This window comes from Neoluteolibacter marinus, assembly GCF_014904755.1.
In the GTDB taxonomy this organism is placed as follows: domain Bacteria; phylum Verrucomicrobiota; class Verrucomicrobiia; order Verrucomicrobiales; family Akkermansiaceae; genus Haloferula; species Haloferula marina.
Genome location: NZ_JACZFQ010000023.1, coordinates 146593 through 169226, shown reverse-complemented (window position 1 = coordinate 169226; position 22634 = coordinate 146593). Strand labels below are relative to the sequence as shown.

Below are 22634 nucleotides of genomic sequence, written 5' to 3'. Positions count from 1 at the left end.
GGGGGACGCCAATCACGACGGCAAGTTGTCCCGGGCGGAAGTCCCCGGGAAGTGGCGGCCCCACATCCCCTTGGCCGACACCGACGGCGATGGATTCGTCTCCCGGGATGAGTTCCTCCGGATTGCCGGACAGGCCTCACCGGTCGTTCAGGGCGGGAAGGTCAAATTGCTGAAGGACATCGACTACGTCGGGAACGGAAATCCACGGCAGAAGCTCGACCTCCTGCTGCCCGAGTCGGGGACCGCGAAGAAGCGGCCGCTGGTGGTGATGATCCACGGCGGCGGCTGGATGTCGGGCCGCAAGGAGGACGGGCTCGACGTGGTCCGCCTTCTCGCCGGCACCGGCGACTACGTGACGGCGACGATCAATTACCGGCTGACCCAGGAAGCGAGCTGGCCGGCCCAGATCTTCGACTGCAAGGCGGCGATCCGCTTTCTCCGTGCCAAGGCCGATCAGTACGGGATCGATGCCGGGAAGATCGGCGTGATGGGCTTCTCCGCCGGCGGCCACCTGGTGTCGATGCTGGGGACCAGTGGCGACGTGAAGGAGTTGGAAGGGGATTTGGGGGAGTTCAAAAATATCAGCAGCCGGGTACAGGGGGTGGTCAACTTCTTCGGGCCGACCGATTTCCTGACCATCTTCGGCAAGGACGTGAAGGTCGCGGACGTGCCCAAGGACAACATGGCGATCCGTTTGCTCGGCAAGAACGAGGAAGAGATCCGTCGCAATGCGAAACTGGCGTCGCCGGTGAACTGGATCACCCGGGATGACGCCCCCTTCTTCACCGCCCACGGGACCAAGGACAGCCTGGTGCCCTTCGCGCAGGCCGAGGAACTCGACCGCGCCCTGGCGAAGACGGGCGTCGAGTCCCATCTGGTCGCGATGGAAGGCGCGGGCCACGGTTTCGCGAGCCAGGAGTTGAACCTCCGGATCAAGCAGTTCCTCGACCTACATCTCCGCGGCGTTCCGGCGGGCGAGATTTCCACCGCCCCGATCCGGGCGAACTGAGCATCCGGGTAGGGAAAGGTCGGAGCCCGGTGCAAAATGGCGCCAAATCTCCACTTGTTGCCCCGCCCGGGCATGGGGCAGCTTGCCATCGTGAATGAGGAAGTTCTCTGGAAAGGCAGCCCGTCGCAGGTCACCAACCTTGGCAAGTATCTCGTCGTGCTGGCGCTCGACATCGGGATCTGCGTCGCGGGGGTGCTGGTCCATCCGTTCATCCTCGCCGCCTTGGTCATCCCGCTTGGATGGGCATTCTGGATTTTCGTTTCGACGCGCGCCATCCGCCACGAGCTCACCACCGAGCGCATCCGCCTCTACGAGGGCGTGATCAACCACAAGCTCGACGACGTCGAACTCTATCGTGTCAAGGACACCTCGATGGAGCGGCCCTTCTGGTGTCGCCTGTTCGGGCTCTCCACCCTGATCATTGAAACCTCCGACCGCTCGCAACCGCGGATCGAGATCAAGGCGGTGAGCAACGGCATGGAGCTGCGCGAGCTGCTGCGCAAGCAGGTCGAATACTGGCGCGACCGCAAGCGCGTCCGCGAAGTCGACTTCGAGGAAGGCGATATGGACGGGGACGAGTTGACGGCGTGATGGCGGTCGTTGAGTCGGGCCAAAAGTAGCGTGCTTCGCGGGGCGGATTGCGCTTTCCTGCGGCCGCATGACTGATCTTCCCGGACGCACCCCGCACACGCCGATTGCCGTCAACATCGAGATGTGGTTCGAAGGCTCCTTCGTCGAGCGCATCGAACAGGCCGCGGCGCTTGGATTTCCCTCGATCGAGCTGTGGACCTGGCGCGACAAGGATCTCGCGGCGGGGGCGGAGCGGCTCCGTCATCACGGGATGACGGCGACCCAGTTCACCGCCTGGGGCTTCGGCAAGGAGATCAACGACCCGGGGTTTCCAGTGGAGAAGTTCGTCGCCGAGATCCGCGATGCCTGCGATGCCGCCGACCTGCTGCCGGGCTGCGAATGCTTCTGCGTGGTCGCGGGAGACGACATCGCCGGCCTGACCAAGGAGCAGATGCATGCCTCGGTCATCGAGAAGTTGCGGGCGGCGGTGCCGGTGCTGGAGGCGCGCAAGAAGATGATCATCCTGGAGCCGATGAACCCCTACAATCATCCGGGGCATTGCCTCTATGGCAGTGCCGACGGGATCGCGATCTGCGAGGCGGTCGGCTCGCCTTGGGTGAAGCTCAACTGGGACCTGTTCCACATGCAGCGCTTCGAAGGCAACCTGATCGATAACCTCGAGAAGGGGCGGGAATGGATCGGCTACGTCCAGTTCGCCGATTCACCGGCGCGCAACGAGCCCGGCACCGGCGAGATCCGCTACAGCGAGGTCTTCCGCAAGGTCCGCGAACTCAACCTGCCGCTGCCGCTGGGGGCCGAGTGCCTGCCGCTGGGCGGCGATGCGCGGCGTGCGGCGGAGCGGCTCTACCAGACGGACGCGGAGTCGGGGAAGTAGCACAACTTTTCAAGTTGTGTGCGTGGGCGGGTAGATCCCGGGGGAGAGTTTGAACCCATGTGTTCCGTGGAGTTCGGAACCTTCCTAAGGTTCCCGTGAGTGTCGACTGTCGATCTGGAGGATGTCCCGGGGGGAAGCAAGGCGAAGGGGCGCGGGGCAGGGTGGATTCAAAAGAGGCGGGACTTGCTCGGTGCCTCTCAAGGGAGAGCCGGCTTCAGCCGGCATGGGGGCGGTCGGAGTCACCCTGCAATGGGTCCGACTGAAGTCGGCGCTCCGCTTGTGGATGGGGAGATGCGGAGGTGATCGAGGCCGGGAAGGTCCGGGTGGCGTCTCCCCTACGCAAGCTGCAAGCTTGCGCTACTTCTTTTCCGGCTCAGCGGCTTTCCCCTCCTTCGCGGGAACGAACTTCAATGCCACGCCGTTGATGCAGTAGCGCTGGTCGGTCGGGGTGTCGAAGCCCTCGCCCTTGAAGACGTGGCCGAGGTGACCGCCGCAAACGGCGCAGTTGACCTCGGTGCGCACCATTCCGCCGGAAAAGTCGTCCTTGGTGGTGACGTTCTTGGCCTTGGAGGGATCGTAGAAGGACGGCCAGCCGCAGTGGCTGTCGAATTTTTCCTTCGAGGAAAACAACTCGGCGCCGCAACCGGCGCAGTAGTAGGTGCCGGCACCCTGCTTGTTGAACTGCTTGTAAACCTCGCCGTTCGCCCGCTCGGTGCCGGCCTGGCGGAGGATGCGGTACTGCTCGGGCGTGAGCTCCTTTTTCCATTCCTCGTCGCTCTTCACGACCTTTCCTTCGGGTTGCGGCGGGGGTGTCGGAGCGGTTTCCATGGCGGTTTTCTGGGTGTCCTCGGCCGAGCAGGCGGTGAGTGTGACGGCTGCGGCAAGCATGAGGGCGGCTTTCATCGGGGAAGATCTACGCATGGGAGTGGGAGGATGCAAGGAGCGGGGTATTCCGCGGGGATTTGGGTTTCCGGCGGCGGCGGGGTGGACTTAGATGCCGTCATGTCCGATTCCATCGCCGAATTGACCGCCCGTATCCGGACCTTCGTCGAGGCGAGGGAGTGGCAACAGTTCCACAACCCGAAGGACATGGCGGTGGCGATCGCGGCGGAGGCGGGCGAGCTGCTGCAGCACTTCGTCTGGCAGCAACCGGACCAGGTCGAGCGGCGGGCGGTGGAGAAGCGCGCGGAGATCGCCTCGGAGATCGCCGATGTCGGGATCCTGCTCTTTGAGATGGCGGACCTGCTCGGGATGAACCTCGGCGAGGTGATGGAAGCCAAGATTGCCCGCAACGAGGAACGCTATCCCGCCGACAAGTCGCGCGGCAACAACCTGAAGTACAACGAGCTTTGATCCTTCCTTGACCGCCCGTGGTGGCTTTCGGATCGTCGCGGAACCACATGAAAGCAACACGACCCATTCTGGCCTTTGCCGCGGCGCTCGGTCTCGCGGCCTGCGACAGCAAGTCCGGCGAAGCCGGCACGGAAGCGAAGGAGAACAGCGCCGCCCCGTCCACCGAAACGACCGCGGCGACCACGGACGATGCCGCCGGCGAGGCGCTTCCGGGCAAGAGCAAGGAGCGCGAGGCCGTCGAGGAAACCGGCGTGAAGACCACCGCCAGCGGACTGAAATACTCGGTGCTCAAGAGCGGCGATGGCACGGTGAACCCGAAGGCCACCGACACCGTCACCGTTCACTATCACGGCACGCTGCTCGACGGCACCGTCTTCGACAGTTCGGTCGACCGCGGCCAGCCGGCGAGCTTCCCGCTCAACCGGGTGATCGCCGGATGGACCGAAGGCGTGCAGCTGATGCGGGTGGGTGACAAGTTCCGCTTCGAGATCCCCGCGGACCTGGCCTACGGCGCGGCCGGCCGCCCGCCGGTGATCCCGCCGAACAGCCCGCTGGTGTTCGAAGTCGAGCTGCTGGAGATCAAGTGATTGGAGATTGCTGATTGTAACGGGCTGAAGCGGAGGGGCATCGACCCACCCGCTCAGCCGGCAATCCTCAATCTACAATTGGCTCACTCGAACCACTTCACGCCGGCCGCGAAGATCGGCTGGTGCTTTTCACCCGGGATGTTCTTCGCCACCCGGCTCCCGGCGCGCTCGGTGTGGGCCATCTTGCCGAAGACCCGGCCGCAGGGGCTGGTGATGCCTTCGATGGCGAACAGCGAGCCGTTCGGATTGATGTCGATCTCCATCGAGTAGACGCCGTCGGTGTCGACGTACTGGGTGGCGATCTGGCCCTTGGCGGCGAGCTCGGCCACCACCTGCGGGCTGGCGAGGAACTTGCCTTCGCCGTGCGACACCGGCACCGCGTGGAGGTCGCCGACTTCCATGCCGGCCATCCACGGCGACAGGGTGCTGGCGATGCGGGTGGTGACGTAGCATGAGACGTGGCGGCCGATGTCGTTGAAGGTGAGCGTCGGTGCGTCGGCGTGCGGGTCGCGGATCTCGCCGTAGGGCACGAGGCCGGTCTTGATCAGGGCCTGGAAGCCGTTGCAGATCCCGAGCACGAGGCCGTCGCGGTTCTTGATCAGGTCCATGATCGCATCCGCGACCTGCGGGTTGCGGATGATGGTGGCGATGAACTTGGCCGAGCCGTCGGGCTCGTCGCCGGCGCTGAAGCCACCGGGGAACATCAGGATCTGCGACTGGCGGATGCTTTCGGCGAAGGCGGCCAGCGACTCCTCGATGTGGCGCGGGCTGAGGTTGCGGAAGACCTGGATCTCGGCCTCGGCACCGGCTTCGCGGAAGGCCTTGGCGGAGTCGTATTCGCTGTTGGTGCCGGGGAAGGCGGGGATCAAGACCTTCGGCTTTGGATGGCGGATGGAAGATGGTGGATGGGAGATTCCGCCGGTGAAAGAGGCCGCGAGGGAGAGGTGCGGCGTGGTCGCGACGGAGGCGTCTTCCTTGGTCGGGAAGACCGGCTCGAGGGTGCCTTCCCAGGCGGCCTGGAGATCCGCGATGGCGTGGCTTTCCCCGGGGAAGGTGATCACCGGCTCGGCGACGGTCTCGCCGAGAACCCGGGCCAGGAGAGCGGCGGGAAGTTCGGCGTCGTGCTCGACCAGGAAGCAGAAGTAGCGCTCGGCATACGGCTGCAGGTCGGCGGTGATGTTGGCGCCGATGTGGTTGCCGAAGGCGCTGGTGGCGACGGCGTGCATCAGCCCGCCGGAGCCGAGCGCTTTCATCGACAGCAGGTGGCCGGCCTCGTTGAGCTCGTGCAGTCGGGCGGCGACGTCATGGAGATTCTTGAAGTCGGGGAGCTGGTCGTCGTCGCGCGCGACCTTGACGAGCGAGAGGGTGCTGCCCGGCTTCTTGAATTCCGGTGACAGGGCGAGGCTGGCCTTGCCGGGGGCCAGGGCGAAGGACACCAGGGTCGGCGGGACGTCCAGATCGTTGAAGGATCCGGACATCGAGTCCTTGCCGCCGATGGCCGCGAGGCGCAGGCCGTGCTGGGCGTGGTAGGCACCCAGCAGTGCCGCGAAGGGCAGCCCCCAGCGGGCGGGATCGTTGCCGAGTTTCGGGAAATACTCCTGCAGGGTCAGGCGGACGTCCGAAAGCCGTGCACCGGCGGCGACCGCCTTGCAGACCGACTCGGTCACGGCGTAGACGGCCCCATGGAAGGGCGACCAGGCGGAGATCCGCGGGTTGAAACCCCAGCTCATGTAGGTGCAGACGTCGGTGTCGCCTTCGAGCAGCGGCAACTTGGCCACCATCGCGTCGGGCGGGGTGAGCTGGTGCTTGCCGCCGAAAGGCCACAGCACGGTGCCGGCACCGACCGACGAGTCGAAGCGCTCGCCGAGGCCTTTCTGCGAGCAGTGGTTGAGGTCGGCGAGCAGCTTGGTCGCCGACTGCGGCAGGTCAAAGGCGGACTGGAAGATGCCGTCCGGGGCGGCGACATGGATCTTCGCCGTCTGCTGGACCCCGTTGGTGTCCAGGAAGGCGCGGCTAAGGTCCACGATCGTCTTGCCGCGCCAAGTCATGCGCAGCCGTCCGCTGTCGGTGACCTTGGCGACGTGGACGCACTCGAGGTTCTCCTTGTCGGACTCGGCGATGAAATAGGCGGCATCGGCCGGGTCGATGCAGACCGCCATGCGCTCCTGGGACTCGGAGATGGCCAGTTCGGTCCCGTCGAGGCCGTCGTACTTCTTCGGCACGGCATCGAGGTCGATCTCGAGCGAAGGCGCGATCTCCCCGATTGCCACCGACACGCCGCCGGCGCCGAAGTCGTTGCAGACCTTGATCTTTTTCGTGAGATCGGGATTGCGGAACAAGCGCTGGATCTTGCGTTCGGTCGGGGCGTCGCCCTTCTGGACCTCGGCGGAGTTTTCCAGTGCGGTGTCGGTGTGTTCCTTCGACGACCCGGTGGCACCGCCGACACCGTCGCGGCCGGTGCGGCCTCCGATCAGCAGGATGACGTCGCCGGGGGCCGGCGAGCCGCGGAAGACCTGCGAGCGCGGGGCGGCGGCAACCACGGCGCCGATCTCCATGCGCTTGGCGACGTAGCCGGGGTGATAGACCTCGGCCACCTGGCCGGTGGCGAGGCCGATCTGGTTGCCGTAGGACGAGTAGCCGTGGGCGGCCACTTGGCAGATCTTCTTCTGCGGAAGCTTGCCGGGCAGGGTTTCGGAGAACGGCGTCAGCGGGTCGCCGGCGCCGGTCACGCGCATCGCCTGATAGACGTAGGAACGGCCGGAAAGGGGATCGCGGATGCAGCCGCCGAGGCAGGTCGCGGCACCGCCGAAGGGCTCGATTTCGGTCGGGTGGTTGTGGGTCTCGTTCTTGAACTGGATCAACCACTCCTCCTCCGGGCGGTCGTCGATTTTCACCGGGACGACAATCGAGGCGGCGTTGATTTCCTCGGAGACCTCGAGGTTGTCGAGCTCGCCGCTGGCCTTGAGCTCGCGCATGCCGATGAGCGCGATGTCCATCAGCGTGACCGGCTTGTCCTCGCGGCCGAGATCCTTGCGGGCGCCCAGGTAAGCCTGCCACGCGCGTTCGACCGGACCGGACTCGTCCGCGAAGGTGACGTCGTCGATTTTGGTCAGGAAGGTCGTGTGACGGCAGTGGTCGGACCAGTAGGTGTCGAGCATGCGGATCTCGGTGATGCTCGGGTCGCGCTTTTCCTCGTCGCGGAAGTAGGCTTGGCAGAAGGCCAGGTCGGCGTCGGACATGGCCAGTCCGAGTTCCTTCCGCAAGGCGGCGAGCTGGTCGGCGGACCTGGAGATCAGGCCATCAAGAACGACCACGTCGGCGGGTGCATGAATGTTCGGCTGCAGCGACTCCGGCAGGTCCATGCCCGCCTCGTGCGAATCGACGGCATTGATGACGAAGCCCTTGATGCGCGCGAGGTCGTCGCCGGAGATCTCGCCCTTGAGGACGATGACATTCGCGGAGGCGACCAGCGGACGTTCCTTGCCGGTGAGGATTTGCACGCACTGGGCGGCCGAGTCGGCGCGCTGGTCGAACTGGCCGGGCAGGTATTCGACGGCGAAGGCAGTCTCGTCGTCCGCGAGGGCCAGGGCAGGGGAGGTGATGTCGACCTGCGGTTCGGAAAGGATCAGGCGAGCCGCTTGCCCGAACTCGGCATCGGTCAGGCCGTCGATGTCGTAGCGCTGGATGGTGCGGACGCCCTGGAGGGCGGTGAGTCCGAGGGACTCGCGGAGATCGTGCAGGAGGTGGCGTGCCTCTGCGTTGAATTCGGGCTTCTTCTCGACGAAAATGCGGTTCATGGACGGCTGGGGCCTGCGGAAGCGGTTGATGCTAGCGGTCGGCCCCGGGAGGGCAAGCCGGGCGAACAACGAAAAGCCGCGGATGACCCACTCTTTCCGGGTAGGGTGCGGTCAGACGGCCAGCCCCTTGTAACGGAACGCGAGATCTAGCCGCCGGGCGGCGAAACTCCGGTCCATCCGGACTTTTTTGATCGAACGCATGCAGAAGGAGTCCAGGTCCTCGATGGCGTGCAGTTCCACCGGCAAGGTCTCCAGTTCCCGGCCGTCGGCGTGGACCGAGATCTCGAGATGCTCTTCGAGCCAGGCCTGCAGGGGCGCGAGTTTCGGGCGGGTATCCTGCTTCGCGGCGGCGAATAGGTGGAAAAAAGCACGCACGCACTTTCCCGCGTGGCCTTTGGTCATCAGCAGCTCACGCAGGTCCAAGAGGGCGTCCGCCTCCTTGGCGAGGTCGGGTGCCAATGGGTGCAGGAGACGGTCAATTTGTTCCGCCGTAGGGATCACGGCGGAACTGGATTTCAGTTGAGAACGGGTCGCAATAAAAAACTTCCAACCGTTAGGTCGGCGCGACCGGTCCCAAATCCCGGTCAATCGTCTTTCTCGAAGTCCCCGCACCAATCGTCGTTGGCCGTGACCGGAAACATCGATTCGAACTTCATTTCCTCGTCGACCTCGAAGGCGACGGTTTGCGGGGCGTGGCGGCGGCATTCACCGTGCGAATCCTCGATCGGATTCCAAAAGGCGCAGGCTTCACAAGCGCGGGTGGCTGTCTTTGTTTTCATGGCAACTTGGGGAAAAGACCATTCCTTGGTTAGGCCGGTTGTCGGTATTCCGCAAGTTGCAAAAGGCTGCGGTCCTGCCGGCGGGCGGGCTCACTCGCCCGGCCGGGCCTGGCGTCCGGAGGGCAACAGGACGAGGTCATCGGCGGTGTAGGCCCGGCGATCCGGGCCCGCCGAGCGGATCGCGAGCTGGCGCCAGGCTTCGGGGTGCACGACGAGGGGGCTGCCCCAGCGGTCGACCAGCAGGCCGTCGCCGGAGAAGACCGGGCTGTCCCCACGCACGAAAACCTCGCGGTTGGCATTCTCGCCCCGCAGGGCGGCGGCGAGGTCGGCATTGCCGCCGATCGGGAATCGGGATCCGTCCTTGATGACCGTGAAATAGCCGGCGACCACGCGATGGATCTTCCGCAGGTCCTCGATGGGTGCAGTGGCCGGGTCGGCATAACCGGCGAGCAGCAGGTCGCCGGGGACGGGGTTGGCGGGTGTTTGGACAGGCGGCGGCGATGCCGGCATCGATGAACGCAGTGGCTCCTTCTCTTGGTCGGTGGACAGGAAGGTCCAGGTTACCAGTCCGATGGTGGCGGCGAAGGCCAGCCATACGAGCCACTTCCAACGGCGCATGGCGGGTCAGGCGAGGAAGTTCACCGGGTGGGAACTACTGGCGGGATCGTAGAAGTTCCGGATGTTCGGCAGGACCATGTCCATGTCGCCGGCGGTGACGCCGAACCAGCGCAGCAGCTCGCAGAAGTATTCGTCGGCGGAAAGCTTCGGGAAGATCCGCCCGCCGCGTCCGATGTCGTCGGGGCCGTCGATGACCAGCGAGGGGAAACTGCCGCGAATCACGCCGCCCTGCACCGGGCCGCCGAGCACCAGCTGGTTGCCGGACCAGGCGTGGTCGGTGCCCTGCCCGTTGGAGCGCAGGGTGCGGCCGAAGTCGGAACAGGTGAAGGTGATGACGTCGTCGCTGAGGCCGAGGTTTTCGAGACAGATCTGGAAGGCGTGGAGCGCGCCGTCGAGGGCGCCCAGCATGTTCCTCTGGTTGGTGAGAAGTTCGGCGTGGTGGTCCCAGCCGCCGAACTCGATGAAGATGGTCTGGCGGGCGAGTTTGAGTTGTTCGCGGATGGCGATGGTTTTCACGGCGGCCCGGAACTGGTCGGAGATCCAGTGCGCGGGGAAGGGGGCGGCGGCGATCACCGCGTCGACGTTCTGGCTGTTGAGGGTGCCGGGGTTGTCGAAGTGCTGCTGGAACTCGGCGCCGCGCTCGATGCTGTTGGCGGTGATCCGCCCGTGGGTCCGCTGGAAGAGGTTGCGGTAGTGCTCCTCGATCGGGCTGGCGACGGTGTCCTGGGTCACCTGGGTCTTTGCCTGGTTCACCGCGGAGTTGCCGGTCGACCCGTCGAACGTGAGCGCGCCGTTGCCGGTGATGACGAACTGGCCTTCGCTCCGGCCGATCTGGAAGGCGGAGTTGCCGGCGAGCGAGAAATTCATCGGCATGTAGTAGTTGCCGGTCTGCTCGGTGTTGAAGGTCGAGTGGATCACGTCCGCCGCGCGGCCACCCCAACCGGATAGCACCTGCATGCCTTGAGGGACCGAGGTTTGCCACTGCTCGATCTGGTCGCGGTGGGAAAACAGCGCCTTGGGCAGGGCGATGTTTCCGCTCAGGTAATCTTGCTTGGAGGCGATCGGCTCGATCAGGGTGCCGACGTTGGCGAGGAGGGCGAGGCGCTTTTTGCCGGTGAAGCTGCCGGTGCCGTTGAACATTTCCGCCAGGTGGACGCAGGACGGATGAAGGCCGTAGCCGGTGCCGGTGAGCGGGATGATGTTGTTCGACGGGTTCGGGTCGTTGAGGGGAATCGCGAGGTTGGAACGGGCGGCGGCGTATTCGGCGTAGGGGCCGGGCTCGGTCGGGATCAGGAAATTGAAGGTGTCGCAGCCGCCGGAAAGGAACAGGCAGACCAGGGACTTCCGCTGGCTTCCGAAGCCGCCCTGGGCCGCGGCATGATTCGCCATGGTCAGGTTCAGCAGGGTTGAAAGCACCGAGGTCGAGCCGATGGCGGCGCAACTGGCTTCTCCGAGGAACTGGCGGCGGGACGGCATGGCTTTCGGGGTCTAGCGCTGGACGCTTCCTTCCGGACAGGTCATGGCGGTCCAGATGGCGAGGGCGACGCGCTCTTTCCGGTCGAGTGCCGGGTTGTCGAGCGCGTTGAGGAGGATGCCGCGGGTGCGGGCGGTCATCGTGCCGGCGCATGCCAGCAGATCGACGTGATCGACCAGCGCGGCAGGCTGGTCGGCCAGCAACAGGGCGGCACTGGAATCGAGCGGATACCACCAGTTGTAACCGGAGCGGAAGCCGCGGTGGAGGTAGTCCCAGAGCAGGTTCGGGAACGAGACGGCGGTGAAGGTGTCGATGATCTGGAAGCCCGGGCTGACCAGGCCCTGGTTGCGGATTTCCCCCGGTGCCTGATAGACCGGGGTGTAGAAATTGAAGACGCTGGGCGAGTTCATCGGCTCCTGGTTGGAGTCGGTGTAGTAGGTTTCCGTCCAGTTCCACCAGACGAAGCCGGGGTGCGTCTCGGCGAGCTTCAGCAGGCGCCCGAGGTGCATGGTGCGGACCACCGGTTCGCGAAGCTTTCCGAAGGCGGGCGACAGCGGCAGTTGGCGCGCCTCGGGATCTAACAGGATGGCCTTGGCGACCGCGGCGAGATTGCCGCGGGTGCCGTTGCCGTCATCCACGAACACATCCTGGACGCGCTGGATGTAGCCGGGGCCGGGGTTGTCGGTGACGAGGAACTGGATCAGCTGGCGGCAGACGAAGGGCGGGGTGTTCGGGTGATGGAAGAGCGCGCTCACCGCGTCGCGCACGTCCTGCATCCCGCTCTCCTCCGAAGGATTCCGGGCCGGGACGACGAAATGACCGGGCAGTTTCTTGGACCCGAAGTCGTGGCGGTCGGCGTACATGACCATGGGCCGCGTGTAGTGGTCGTCGGCCCAACCCCCGCCGCCCCAGCCGTAGGGCGAGGCGAAGTAGAGGCCGGTGAAAACGCGGGCGAGTTCGGTGATGTCGCCGTTGTCGTAGGTCGGGATCGGTTCGCCGGATCCGTCGAGCTTGCGGCTGCCGTCCGGGTTGAGCTCCCAGAGGCCGATCGAGAACAATTGCATGATCTCGCGGGCGAAGTTCTCGTCCGGAAAGCGATTGATCGAGGGATCCGCCTTCTGGTTGCCGGCGTGGCTGAGGTACATGCCCATCGCCGGGCTGAGGGCGATGTCGAGCAACAGGTCGCCGTAGTTCCCGCAGGCGTGGCGGATCAGGGTGTCATAGTAGCAGGCCATCGCCTCCGGCTTCTCCTCGAGGTCGGCATTCCGGCGCGAAACCACGAGGATCTGGGAGAGGGCGAAGGCGAGCCGCTGCCGGAGCTGGTCCGGGGCGCCGATGGCATTGCGGGCAAAGGGGGTGGTGATGTTGTTGCCGAAGATGAAGTCGTCCAGCTCGCTGTAGTTGTAGGTGGGATCCATCCTGGGCCCGGTGGCGTCGGCCTTGATCTCCTTGATGTAGGGACTGAGGTAGGAGGGAGAAAGGGCCAGCTGCTGGTCGATCCAGCCCTCGAAGCCGACTTGCCTGACTGAATCGATTTCGGCGGGCACCGGGCCGAAGGTGGATTGCATCAGGAAACGCGATGCGTTCACGGGGGATGGGACTCCGGGAACCGAAGTGCCGGGACTGCCGCCGTTCGGCGCCGATCCCTGCATCCGGTCGAGCAAGGCGATCGCATCGCCTTCGAGGGTTTCCCCGTTGGCGCGGACCAGGGGTTGCCCGAGAGAATCGGCAGTTGCGGTGGAAGAACCCAAAACCATCTCCTCCGTCCAATCCTCGACCCCGTCGCCATCGGAATCCCGCGGGGTGATGGAGGAGCGGTAGAATCCGGTGCCCTCGGGCAGCAGGGCCGCGGGGATGACCAGCTGCCGGTGGAAGTCGCTCACCGTCGGCGCCGGCAGGCCGGCGGCTTCCTCCCAGTCACCGAGGTCGAGGCTGGTCTCGACGTGGTGGTTCTTAAAGGGCAGGTCGCTCCAGTAAAGGACCAGGTCGTCGTCCTGCCGCCAGGTGACCATGTCCAATTTGGAGTCGGGATCGTCGGGATCGGTCCCGGCCTCGCTTTCCTCGAGGTTGCTCATCCCGTCGCCATCGTCGTCCGCCAACGGTGCGCGCGCGGCTCCGCCCGACCACAGGATCCAGGCGTCGGGCAGTCCGTCGCCGTCGAGGTCGTCGGGGTTGCCGGTGAAATCGAACCACGCCGGCCGGCTTGCCGGGTCGCTGGGATCGGAGCCGTGGCTGACTTCAGCGCCGTCCGTGACGCCATCGTTGTCGCTGTCGTCGTCGCGGGGGTCGGTGCCGGCGAGGTACTCGCGGAGATTGCTCAAGCCGTCACTGTCGGCGTCCAGCCCGGCGTCGGCGTTGTTGGTGGGATTGAAAAAGTGGTCGGTTTCCCAAGCGTCGGGCATGCCGTCGCTGTCGCTGTCGGCGGCGGCCAGAGCGTCGGCGGAAATCACCGCGGTGACGCCGGTTTCGGTGACGAGGTCAAAGCGTCCCGCGGTGCCTCCGGCGTCGGTCCAGGCCGCCGTGCCGGCGAGCAGCGACGGATCCGCCGCCACCGCATTGTTCCAGGTATAGGTCGCGAGCGTGACGGGCGAGGCGGGATTGGTGAGGTCGGCGATCAAGAAGACGAGCGTCCACGAATTCCCGGGGCCGGCCGCGCGGGTGGCGGTGAACTCCATGCGCAACGGCTTGGACTCGTCGTCCGTGCCATGCCCGCTCAGGCCGAAGAGCGGCGACAGGTCGGCCGGCGGGCTGTTCCAGTTGCTGTTCCAGAATCCGGCGCCGGGGTTGCCGTTGACGTGGAATACCCCCTCGATGCAGCGGAAGCGGTAGGTCAGGCGGCCGCCGACATAGCGGATGCCCATGCCGACTTGCTTGCTCCACCCTCCTTGGCCGATCTGCGCCACCGCCTCGCAGAGCATGGTCTCGTCGCCGTCGATGGCGCCCAGCATTGACTGCGGGTGGTTCCAGAGCACCCGGAGATTGTCGACCCGCCAAGTCCAGCGGTTTGCCGGGGCATCCCAAACCGGAACCGGGGGCGGAATGCTCGCGGCCACCATCGGGTTCGATCCGTATTTCCTCTCCACGGCATCCGAAAAGCTGTCCCCGTCGCTGTCGCCCTGATCCGGCAGAGAGGGGAATGGGGTCGCGTGGATCTCATCCCCGTCGGTGAGCGTATCGTCGTCGCTGTCCGGGTCGGTCGGGGAGGTGCCATGGCTTGCCTCCTCGCCATCCGGCAGGCCGTCTCGATCCGTGTCGGGATGATGCGGGTCGCATCCCGCGGCGAGTTCGGTCGCATTGTCCATCCCGTCGCCGTCCGCGTCGCCGGTGGCGTCGGCGACGGAGGGTTCGAGACGGAACTCGACCTCTTCGGCGTCGCTCAGGCCATCGCCGTCGCTGTCGGTGCCAGTGTCGATGATCTGGAGGCCGTGGATTCCGACCGGGTCATAGTCCAGGCCGAGCACGGTGAGCGTCTGGGTGCCGCCCGACAGGTTGCGATAGCGGACGTAGTTTCCCGCCTGCGGGGCGGCGGGTGAGGTGGCGGTGACTTCGGTGAACCGGCGGAAAGGAGGGGCCGAGGCGCTGACGAAATAGCGGGCGCTGGAGGCGTCGCCGGTCCGCTGGACCACCCCGGTGAGGCCGGGATAGAGGTAGCCGGGGTAGACGAGAATGTCGTAGGTCGCGTAGGGAATGCCGCTCAGCGTGACCGATGCCGGTGTCGTGATGGTGGACGTCTTCTGGCTGCGGATCAGCCCGGCGAAGAGCCGCTCGTTGCCGGGGCCCTTGTGATAGCCGGCGCTGGCGTGGTGGAACGACCACGCGGCGTTGACGCCCGTCGCCGCCCCGCGATGGTCCTTGAGCGCCGGCAGGGACCCGCTGACCACCGAGCCGCTGCTCATCCATTGCGGCAGGGGCGGGCTCGGGTTCCAATGCGGGATGCGGAAATAGCCGGCGGGTTCACCCGCGGGCAGGGCGGCATCCGCCAGCGATTCGACCACGAACTGGAGCCCGATTGCCCCGGGGAAATCGAATGGCACGGAGGCCGCCGAGTTCGGATCGCTGCCTTGTTCGATTTCGATGTTATCGGGAAAGGTGTCGCTGTCGGTGTCGGCAAGCAGCGGGCTGGTGAGGGTTTCATCGCCGTCGAGGAGGCCGTCGCCGTCGGTGTCGGGATCCAGCGGCAAGGTCGCGCCGTTCACCTCCACCAAATCGGAGAGCCCGTCATTGTCGCTGTCGGGGTCGGTGGGGTTGGTGCCGGCCAGGAATTCCCCGAGCGCATCGAGCCCGTCGCCATCGGCATCGGATCCCGCATCGGACGGATCGGCATCGGAGGAGCCGTAGAGGTCTTCAAACCAGCGCGGCAGCGAATCGTTGTCGCCATCGAGGAGGCCGTCGACTTCGGCCTCGAGCTTGACCTGGTCGATGCCGAGGTAGCCGCCGGTCGCGCCGCCGGTGCGCTCGATCTGCAAGGTGTTCTCGCCGGCCGCGGCACTCACGGCTGACGCCGGGATCGTGAAAACCAGCGTCCGGTTCCATGTGATCGCCAGCGCCTGTCCGACGGGCAGGCCGTTGCAGGTGATCGCGATGTCGTGGGTGGTGAAACCGGGTACCGGTCCGCCGGTCCAAGCGCCGCCTTGGAAAAGATCCACCGTCACCCGCAGCCGGGAAGTCGCGGCGGCGTGGGCCGCGGAGAGCTGGAAATGAATCCGGTTCCGCGGATCACTGCCGGCCACCGCCCGTTCGAAGTTCGAGGCCGCCTCGTCCGCGGCCACGACGCCGACCACGGCGTAGCTGCCGGCGAAGTAATAATCGTCGTCGAGCACCGACGCCTGCCCGGGCGCGGCGTTGGAGGAATGGCTTTCCTCGCTGAAGGGCGCGAGATTGCCGTCGTCGCTGCCCAACTGCCACACGGTCTCGAATGAGGTCGCGGTGGCATGCTCCGCGGAGATCGCGAGGAGCGGAATGAGAACCCGTATGAATTCAGGCCGCAACATCTGCGTCGTGATGGTTCACAGATAAGCGAACATTGCAAATCAGCGTTTCCTCCGGAAGGCGAGCAGCAGCGCGGGTGCCAGCAACCCGAGGGCACCGGGCTCGGGCACGGCGATGAGATTGTCGACCAGCAGGACGCCGCTGACCGGGGCGCCGCGATATTGGGCGGAGGGCGCGTGAATCAGGCGGATCTGATTCACCGAGCTCATCGTGGCGTTGGCGTCGCTGGCGCCTTCCACCGCGATCAGCGTCTCCGGCCGGAGATCGAACAGCGCCATCGACCACCCGCTCGACGCGGTCACCGTCGCGGCCTCGGTGACAAAGATCCCGCCGGGACCGGAGAGTGCCAGGCGGATGGCGAGATCGCTGCTGCCCAGGTTCCGCAGGTCGGCGGCGATCGATGTGATCCCTGCGGCGAGATAGTCGCCGCTCCAGGTGGTGGTGTTGAAGATGACCAGTTTGCCGCCTTGTCCGGAGCTGCCGCTCGCGGTGAGCTTCAAGGCGCTGTCCTCGCCGGACGGGCCGAAGTAGGGAAACAGGACGGGCGGAAAGGGATTCGGGGCGCCGCTGGACCAGCCGCCGTCGGTGTCGAAGGTCTCCTGTTGATAGAGCGTCACGGCATCCGCGGCGGGCGGGGACAGCGCGGCGAGAACCAAGGTGAGGAGCAGCGGGGAGCGCATGGCGGCAAGTGGACACCTCATCTTCCCGATTTCACCCGCGATGAAAAGCTCCCCATCGGGAACTCCGCGCCGTCGTCGCAGGTGATCAGGACGAGCTGGTCGAGCTCGATCCACCAGATGCCCGTTTGTTGGTGCAACCTGCCCGTGGCGATGGCTTCGTGTTTCGCCATCACGACGGCCCAGCCGGGCTCGCGATGGAGGCCGTCGGGAGATGCTCCGGTGGCGGTGAATCGAGCTGCGCCGGATTGTTCGAGGTCGGCCAGCAGCGTGGTGTTCCGCCGCCGGTTTTCCTCTTCGCTTGCCAGCCGGTCCCGCGGGTTGTGGGCGGTGATGATGGCGAAGCAGGCGGGGAGTGGATCCGGTGCGTCTTCCAGGTGGAAGACGGTCTGGCGATACTCCGCGGGGAACTCCATGGCGCCGCCGGGTCTAGCAATGCCGCCCGGCCACGACCAGCCGGGATCACTCCGCGCTTCCCGAAGCGGGGCGCGGGCGTTCCACTCGCGCCATGCAAGATTCCTGGCGCATCCGCGTCGATACCGGCGGCACCTTCACGGATGCCTGGGCCATCGGTCCCGATGGGACCGAGCGCCGGGCCAAGATCCTTTCCGACGGCACGATTCGCTGCCGTCTCAGCGGCCGCGACGGCAGGTGGTGGCGGAGTGATTCCGAAATCTCGGCCCCGGACGGAGCCTTTGCCGGCTGGACGGGAGCAGGGGTGACCGTCGTCGACAGCCGCGGCGGCGCCTTTTTGCTGGAAGGGGAAACGGGGTCGCTTGGCGAAGGCGTGGTCCTCGAGCTCGGTTGCGGCGACGAGGCACCGGTGGCGGTCGCCCGGATCCTGACCGGCACACCGGCCGGGCGGGAGCTCCCGAAGCTGGACTTCCGGGTCGCGACCACCCGCGGGACGAATGCCTTGTTAGAGCGAAAGGGGGCTTCGCTCGCCTTCTTCACCACCGCGGGATTCGCCGACCTGTTGGAGATCCGCGACCAGCGCAGGGACCTGCTTTTCTCGCTCGCCCAACCGGAGCCGGAGGTATTGCCGACGTTCACGAGAGCCATTTCCGGGCGGCATGATGCGCAGGGAAGCGAGGTGGAGCCGCTGGACGAGGAGGCGCTGCGCGAGGCTGCACGGCAAGCGCTTGAAGCCGGTTGCACGGCCGCGGCCGTGGCTTTCCTCCATTCGTGGAAAGAGCCGGCCCATGAGCAGCAGGCCGAGCGGATCCTGCGCGAGGCGGGCTTCGATCACGTCACGCTTTCGTCGCGGGTCGCCCCCTTGATCCGTTTGTTGCCGCGCGCCGAAACGGCGGTGGCGGATGCCTTCCTCACCCCGGTGATGGAGCACTTCGTCCGGCGGGTTTCGCAACCGCTGGGAGGCGCCAGCCTGTGGATGATGACCAGCGCGGGCGGGCTGGTTCCGGCGGATCGGTTTCATCCGAAGGATTCGCTGCTCTCCGGTCCGGCTGGTGGCCTGGTGGGTGCCGCGGAGACCGCGAGGTCGGCCGGATTCCCCAAGGTGCTGACCTTCGACATGGGCGGCACCAGCACCGATGTCGCCCGCATCGACGGGCCGTTCAACTGGCGGCAGGAGCAACAGATCGGTCCCGCCCGGGTGTTTGCCCCGGCGCTGAGGATCGAGACCGTGGCCGCGGGCGGCGGATCGATCTGCCGCTGGCGCAACGGACGCCTGGAGGTCGGGCCGGAAAGTGCAGGCGCGGATCCCGGGCCGGCGTGCTACGGCCGTGGCGGGCCGCTCACGTTGACCGACGTCAATTTGTTGCTGGGCCTGATGGACCCCGACAAGGCGGGCATCCCCCTGGATCCCGGCGCGGCCGAGGCACGATTGCAGGAGCTCCTGGCGCAACTGCACGCGGAAGGGGAGCCGTCGGTTTCCCGGGAAGACCTGCTGGCGGGGCTGCGTGAAATCGCGGTCGAGACGATGGCGGAGGCGATCCGAGGCATCAGTGTCCGGGAGGGTGCGAATCCCCGGGATTTCGCGCTGCTCGCCTTCGGCGGCGCCGGACCCCAGCACGCCTGCGCAGTGGCGGAACTGCTCGGGTTGAGGTCGGTGCTCGTGCCGGCCGATGCCGGCTTGCTCAGCGCCTGGGGGCTCGAGCGATCGTGCCGGCAGGAGCAGCGCGTGCAGCAGGTCTTGGAACCCTTAGCCGCAACTGGAGCGACGCTCGCAGGGCGGTGGCGCCAGCTGGCGTCCGAAGCGACGGTGGGCATGGCGGGTGCGAGTTGCCGGTGGTTTGCGGACCTGCGCCTGGCCGGGCAGGACTCTTTCCTGACCGTCGAACCGGAGGATCCGGATGTCGCGGCCGGCTGGGTGCTCGAAGCTTTCGGCGCGGAATACCGGATGCTTTACGGTTATCCGCCGCCGGCCGGGAAGGAACTGGAGTTGGTCTCCCTGCGGGTGGTGGCGGAGGAACCGCTGCCGGCGCTGGCCGGTGAGTCGTTTGGCGACGACAGTCGAACCGGACCGGTGGTCATCCAGGATCGCTTCTCGACCTGTGTGGTACCGGAGGACTGGAGCCTCCGGACCGGGGACCGGGGAACACTTCTGTTAGAGCGGATGGCGAACGCTCCCGGCAGCACCCGCGGGCATGCGGCGGCGATCCGGTCCGGCTTGTTCCGCAGCCGCTTTGAAGGCGTGGTCGCGGCGATGGGCGAAATGCTGCGCCGCACCGCGCTGTCGACCAATGTGAAGGAGCGCCTGGATTTTTCATGTGCCCTTTTGGATGCGCAGGGCCATTTGGTGGCGAGTGCGCCCCACGTTCCGGTACACCTCGGGGCACTCGGCGTCTGTGTCAGGGAAGTGCTGAAAGTGGTCGATCCGGGGCCCGGGGACGTGATCGTGACCAACCACCCGGGATTCGGCGGGTCGCACCTCCCGGATGTCACCCTCGTCGCGCCGGTCTTCGATGCGGCGGGGGAGCGGATCGCGTTCGTGGCCAACCGGGCCCATCATGCGGAGATCGGCGGCAAGGCTCCAGGGTCGATGCCGGCCGATGCCGGGGTTCTGGGCGAGGAGGGCGTGGTCATTGCGCCCCGACTGCTCGCCGCAGCGGGTGAGCCGCGCTTCGGTGAGATCGAATCGCTGCTCCGCGCGGCCGACTGGCCGTCGCGGCGGATCGGCGACAACCTCGCGGACCTGGAGGCGCAGCTGGCATCGATCCATCACGGGGTCCGCGGGTTGGAGAAGCTCGCGGAAGAAAGCGGTGGCGCGGTGGTGAAGGACGAATTGCGGGGGATTCTCGATCGTTCCGCGATGCTGATGGGGCAGTTGCTCGAAGGTCCCGCCCTGGGCCGGAAGGTGGCGTCCGAACTCGACGACGGGACGCCGCTGGCGCTTTGCGTGCGTCTGGAGAACGGGACACTGGTGATCGATTTCACCGGCAGTGGCGCTGTCCATCCGCGAAACCTGAACGCCACGCCGGCGATCGTGCGCAGCGCGGTCCTCTACGCCTTGCGGCTGTGGATCGGCCGGGATGTTCCCCTCAATGAGGGGCTGTTGCGGGATGTCGAGGTAGTCATTCCACCCGGTCTACTTGCGCCGGATTTCGGGGCGGACCCGATGCATGCCCCGGCGGTGGTCGGCGGCAATGTCGAAACCAGCCAGCGGCTGACCGACCTTCTGCTCGAGGCCCTGGGACTGGCCGCCAACGGCCCCGGGACGATGAACAACTTCCTTTTCGGGAACGAGGGCTTCGGATATTATGAAACCCTCGCCGGCGGGTCGGGCGCGGGGCCGGAACACGCCGGCAGTTCCGGACGCCACGTCCACATGACCAACACAGCGATCACCGACCCGGAGGTGCTGGAGCACCGGTTCCCGGTCCGCTTGTGGAAGTACGAGATCCGCCGGGGTTCCGGCGGCCGGGGGCGGAACCCGGGGGGCGACGGCGTCGTCCGTGAGATTGAGTTTCTCGAACCCCTCGTCGTCTCGTTCCTGACCGAACGGCGGGCCACCGCCCCCCGCGGGCTGGAGGGCGGGGGAGACGGCCAGCCCGGCCGGCAGCTCAGGCTGCGTCCGGGCGGAGAGGCCGGGCTTCTGCCGGGTGCGGTTACCTACGCCGCCGGTCCCGGCGAACGGGTGCGGATCGAAACACCCGGTGGTGGGGGCTGGGGCTGCTGAGCGCCGGTCAAGGCTGCAGCACCACTCCGGACTCCTCCAAGGCCAGGGCGGCGGCCCCGACCATGCCGGCCTCGTTGCCGAAGCGGGCGGGCAGGATCATCAGCCGCTCCTTGAAGGTGGGGGAAAGTTGCGAATAGAGGTGGGCGGTTAGCGGATTGAAGAGGATGTCACCTGCCTTGGCGACGCCGCCACCGATGATCACCGCCTGCGGGTTGAGCAGCCAGCAGCAGCTCATGATCGCGGTCGCGAGCTTGGCACCGATGTCATCCCAGATGGCGAGTGCGATCTTGTCGTCGAGGAGCGCCTCGCGGGCGAGGGCTGCCGGAGAGCACTCCGCCAGGTGGCGGTCGATGCCGGCGTCGAGGTAGGTCTGGTGAGCGTCGGCGGCGATCTCCTGGTTGCCGACATAGTCTTCAAGTGCTCCGATATTCCCGTAGGCGCCGCGGCGGCCTTTCCAGTCGATGGACATCTGGCCGACTTCGCCGGCGCCGTAGTTGGCGCCGCGGACCATCTTGCCATTGGCCACGACGCCGCCACCGATGCCGGTGCCGAGGGTCAGGGCGACGAGGTGGTTGAGTCCGCGGCCGGCACCGCGCTTCCATTCCGCGTAGGTCATGCAGTTGGCGTCGTTCTCGACCACCACGGGCAGGTCGGTGGCGTCGGCCAAGAGCTTCTTCAGCGGGATGTTGGTCCAACCGGCCACGTTGGTCAGGTTGTGGACGATGCCCTTCTCGAAATTCACGAAGCCGGGAACCCCGACGCCGATGGCTTCCACCTTCGGGTGGCGGGCGCGGAGGTCCGCGATGACCCGGAGAATGGCTTCGATCAGCGAGTCGGGTCCGTCGAAATCCTGCGTGGATATCGGCGGGGCTTGGTCGATGATATTGCTGCGATAGAGAACGCCGAATTTGACGGAGGTCCCGCCGAAATCGACACCAATGGCAAGAGGGGTTTCAAACATGGAAAGGTGATTACGGTGTATCCACTGGGAGCTGTCTTGGCACGTACTTTTAGCGGAGATTCCTGACAGCAGTGATCCTCAGGCCCTCGAGAGTCAGGTCAGGGTCGACCCGGTCGATCTCAGGCAAGCCTTTGGAGATCAAGGCGGCGTCGCCGCCGGTGGCGATCACCACCGGCTTGCCCGCCATTTCTCCTTTCAGGCGCTGGATGATTTCGCGGACGAGACCCCGGTAGCCGAAGACGGCTCCGGCCTGCATGGCCTCGGTGGTTGATTTGCCAATCGCCGATGTCGGCTCCTTCAATTCGATCTTCGGCAGCAGGGCGGTCCGGCGTCCCAGGTAGTCTTGCATCGCCCCGAGCCCCGGCGCGATGACGCCTCCGCAGTAGGCCGGACCGGCGGCGACGACGTCGAAGGTCACCGCGGTGCCGAAGTCGATCACGATCGCGGGGGCACCGTGTCGGGCGCTGACACCGATCGCATTGGCGAGCCGGTCGGCGCCGATCTGCGACGGCTGGGGGTAGTCGATCGTTAATCCGGTGTCGCTGCGATGGGTCAGCGCGTGAACGGGGACCCGGCGGCAGAGGTATTCGAGCAGGAGATTCGCCTTTTCCGGAACGACGGAGCAAAGCAGGGCCGCTTCGAAGTTCCACTCCGCCAGGCAGTGGTCGAGGCTCTCCGCCGAGATTTCCGCGGTGGGCAGCCAGGCACGGCTGGCGGAGAGCTCGCGATGATCGGCGAGGGCGAACTTGGTGCGGGTGTTGGAATTGTCGACGAGGAGCCAGGCCAT

Annotated in this window: 17 protein-coding genes; 6 read left to right on the top strand and 11 right to left on the bottom strand. The window is 66.3% G+C overall.

Features of this window, described 5'->3' with window-relative positions:
* From IG178_RS07000 to IG178_RS06990, 3 genes are all read left to right on the top strand, one after another.
* Positions 1-1009, top strand: a 1009-nt coding sequence (locus tag IG178_RS07000) for an alpha/beta hydrolase fold domain-containing protein (RefSeq protein WP_193211807.1), incomplete at its 5' end; no start/stop codon positions are given.
* Between the two features lie 90 nt (positions 1010-1099).
* Positions 1100-1600 (top strand): PH domain-containing protein, encoded by a 501-nt coding sequence (locus tag IG178_RS06995; protein WP_343225940.1) that lies wholly within the window; start codon positions 1100-1102, stop codon positions 1598-1600.
* Positions 1601-1667: 67 nt separating this feature from the next.
* Entirely contained in the window at positions 1668-2474 is an 807-nt protein-coding gene (locus tag IG178_RS06990) for a TIM barrel protein (protein ID WP_193211806.1), read from the top strand.
* 357 nt (positions 2475-2831) lie between these two features.
* Here the strand turns inward: IG178_RS06990 and msrB are convergent, their stop codons facing one another.
* Positions 2832-3377: a peptide-methionine (R)-S-oxide reductase MsrB gene (gene msrB / locus IG178_RS06985; protein WP_193211805.1), complete on the bottom strand. Its 546-nt coding sequence runs from the start codon at positions 3375-3377 to the stop codon at positions 2832-2834.
* 99 nt (positions 3378-3476) lie between these two features.
* On the opposite strand from msrB, the gene IG178_RS06980 reads away from it, so the two are divergent.
* Positions 3477-3827, top strand: coding sequence for a nucleotide pyrophosphohydrolase (locus IG178_RS06980; protein ID WP_193211804.1), 351 nt, complete (start codon positions 3477-3479; stop codon positions 3825-3827).
* A gap of 47 nt (positions 3828-3874) precedes the next feature.
* The gene (bamJ, locus tag IG178_RS06975; protein WP_193211803.1) at positions 3875-4414 is read left to right on the top strand and encodes a BamJ family beta-barrel-assembly machinery protein; all 540 of its coding nucleotides are present in this window, start codon (positions 3875-3877) and stop codon (positions 4412-4414) included.
* 83 nt (positions 4415-4497) lie between these two features.
* Here the strand turns inward: bamJ and IG178_RS06970 are convergent, their stop codons facing one another.
* From IG178_RS06970 to IG178_RS06935, 8 genes are all read right to left on the bottom strand, one after another.
* The gene (locus tag IG178_RS06970; protein WP_193211802.1) at positions 4498-8211 is read right to left on the bottom strand and encodes a phosphoribosylformylglycinamidine synthase; all 3714 of its coding nucleotides are present in this window, start codon (positions 8209-8211) and stop codon (positions 4498-4500) included.
* A 111-nt stretch (positions 8212-8322) separates the two neighbouring features.
* A complete protein-coding gene (locus IG178_RS06965; RefSeq protein WP_193211801.1) occupies positions 8323-8670 on the bottom strand; it encodes a hypothetical protein in 348 nt (115 codons plus the stop codon).
* A gap of 125 nt (positions 8671-8795) precedes the next feature.
* Positions 8796-8990 (bottom strand): hypothetical protein, encoded by a 195-nt coding sequence (locus IG178_RS06960; RefSeq protein ID WP_193211800.1) that lies wholly within the window; start codon positions 8988-8990, stop codon positions 8796-8798.
* 90 nt (positions 8991-9080) lie between these two features.
* Positions 9081-9608, bottom strand: a complete 528-nt coding sequence (locus IG178_RS06955; RefSeq protein WP_193211799.1) for a hypothetical protein — start codon at positions 9606-9608, stop codon at positions 9081-9083.
* Positions 9609-9614: 6 nt separating this feature from the next.
* Complete coding sequence (locus IG178_RS06950) at positions 9615-11084, bottom strand: DUF1501 domain-containing protein (protein ID WP_193211798.1); 1470 nt, start codon at positions 11082-11084, stop codon at positions 9615-9617.
* Positions 11085-11096: 12 nt separating this feature from the next.
* The gene (locus IG178_RS06945) at positions 11097-16073 is read right to left on the bottom strand and encodes a DUF1800 family protein (RefSeq protein ID WP_193211797.1); all 4977 of its coding nucleotides are present in this window, start codon (positions 16071-16073) and stop codon (positions 11097-11099) included.
* A gap of 39 nt (positions 16074-16112) precedes the next feature.
* Complete coding sequence (locus IG178_RS06940) at positions 16113-16751, bottom strand: hypothetical protein (protein ID WP_193211796.1); 639 nt, start codon at positions 16749-16751, stop codon at positions 16113-16115.
* 17 nt (positions 16752-16768) lie between these two features.
* Complete coding sequence (locus IG178_RS06935; RefSeq protein ID WP_193211795.1) at positions 16769-17164, bottom strand: DUF3293 domain-containing protein; 396 nt, start codon at positions 17162-17164, stop codon at positions 16769-16771.
* Positions 17165-17256: 92 nt separating this feature from the next.
* Here IG178_RS06935 and IG178_RS06930 point away from each other — a divergent pair, with 92 nt between their 5' ends.
* Positions 17257-20886, top strand: a complete 3630-nt coding sequence (locus IG178_RS06930) for a hydantoinase B/oxoprolinase family protein (RefSeq protein WP_193211794.1) — start codon at positions 17257-17259, stop codon at positions 20884-20886.
* A gap of 7 nt (positions 20887-20893) precedes the next feature.
* On the opposite strand, the gene IG178_RS06925 is transcribed toward IG178_RS06930, so the two are convergent.
* Both IG178_RS06925 and IG178_RS06920 read right to left on the bottom strand, forming a co-directional pair.
* The gene (locus IG178_RS06925) at positions 20894-21847 is read right to left on the bottom strand and encodes an ROK family protein (protein WP_193211793.1); all 954 of its coding nucleotides are present in this window, start codon (positions 21845-21847) and stop codon (positions 20894-20896) included.
* 49 nt (positions 21848-21896) lie between these two features.
* Entirely contained in the window at positions 21897-22634 is a 738-nt protein-coding gene (locus tag IG178_RS06920) for a type III pantothenate kinase (RefSeq protein WP_193211792.1), read from the bottom strand.

What these genes read in the sequence shown, in the direction of transcription:
- IG178_RS06990 (WP_193211806.1), top strand. Translation starts at nt 1,668, where the DNA reads ATGACTGATCTTCCCGGACGCACCCCGCACACGCCGATTGCCGTCAAC.
- msrB (WP_193211805.1), bottom strand. Translation starts at nt 3,377, where the DNA reads ATGAAAGCCGCCCTCATGCTTGCCGCAGCCGTCACACTCACCGCCTGC.
- IG178_RS06980 (WP_193211804.1), top strand. Translation starts at nt 3,477, where the DNA reads ATGTCCGATTCCATCGCCGAATTGACCGCCCGTATCCGGACCTTCGTC.
- bamJ (WP_193211803.1), top strand. Translation starts at nt 3,875, where the DNA reads ATGAAAGCAACACGACCCATTCTGGCCTTTGCCGCGGCGCTCGGTCTC.
- IG178_RS06970 (WP_193211802.1), bottom strand. Translation starts at nt 8,211, where the DNA reads ATGAACCGCATTTTCGTCGAGAAGAAGCCCGAATTCAACGCAGAGGCA.
- IG178_RS06960 (WP_193211800.1), bottom strand. Translation starts at nt 8,990, where the DNA reads ATGAAAACAAAGACAGCCACCCGCGCTTGTGAAGCCTGCGCCTTTTGG.
- IG178_RS06955 (WP_193211799.1), bottom strand. Translation starts at nt 9,608, where the DNA reads ATGCGCCGTTGGAAGTGGCTCGTATGGCTGGCCTTCGCCGCCACCATC.
- IG178_RS06950 (WP_193211798.1), bottom strand. Translation starts at nt 11,084, where the DNA reads ATGCCGTCCCGCCGCCAGTTCCTCGGAGAAGCCAGTTGCGCCGCCATC.
- IG178_RS06945 (WP_193211797.1), bottom strand. Translation starts at nt 16,073, where the DNA reads ATGTTGCGGCCTGAATTCATACGGGTTCTCATTCCGCTCCTCGCGATC.
- IG178_RS06940 (WP_193211796.1), bottom strand. Translation starts at nt 16,751, where the DNA reads ATGCGCTCCCCGCTGCTCCTCACCTTGGTTCTCGCCGCGCTGTCCCCG.
- IG178_RS06935 (WP_193211795.1), bottom strand. Translation starts at nt 17,164, where the DNA reads ATGGAGTTCCCCGCGGAGTATCGCCAGACCGTCTTCCACCTGGAAGAC.
- IG178_RS06930 (WP_193211794.1), top strand. Translation starts at nt 17,257, where the DNA reads ATGCAAGATTCCTGGCGCATCCGCGTCGATACCGGCGGCACCTTCACG.
- IG178_RS06925 (WP_193211793.1), bottom strand. Translation starts at nt 21,847, where the DNA reads ATGTTTGAAACCCCTCTTGCCATTGGTGTCGATTTCGGCGGGACCTCC.
- IG178_RS06920 (WP_193211792.1), bottom strand. Translation starts at nt 22,634, where the DNA reads ATGGCCTGGCTCCTCGTCGACAATTCCAACACCCGCACCAAGTTCGCC.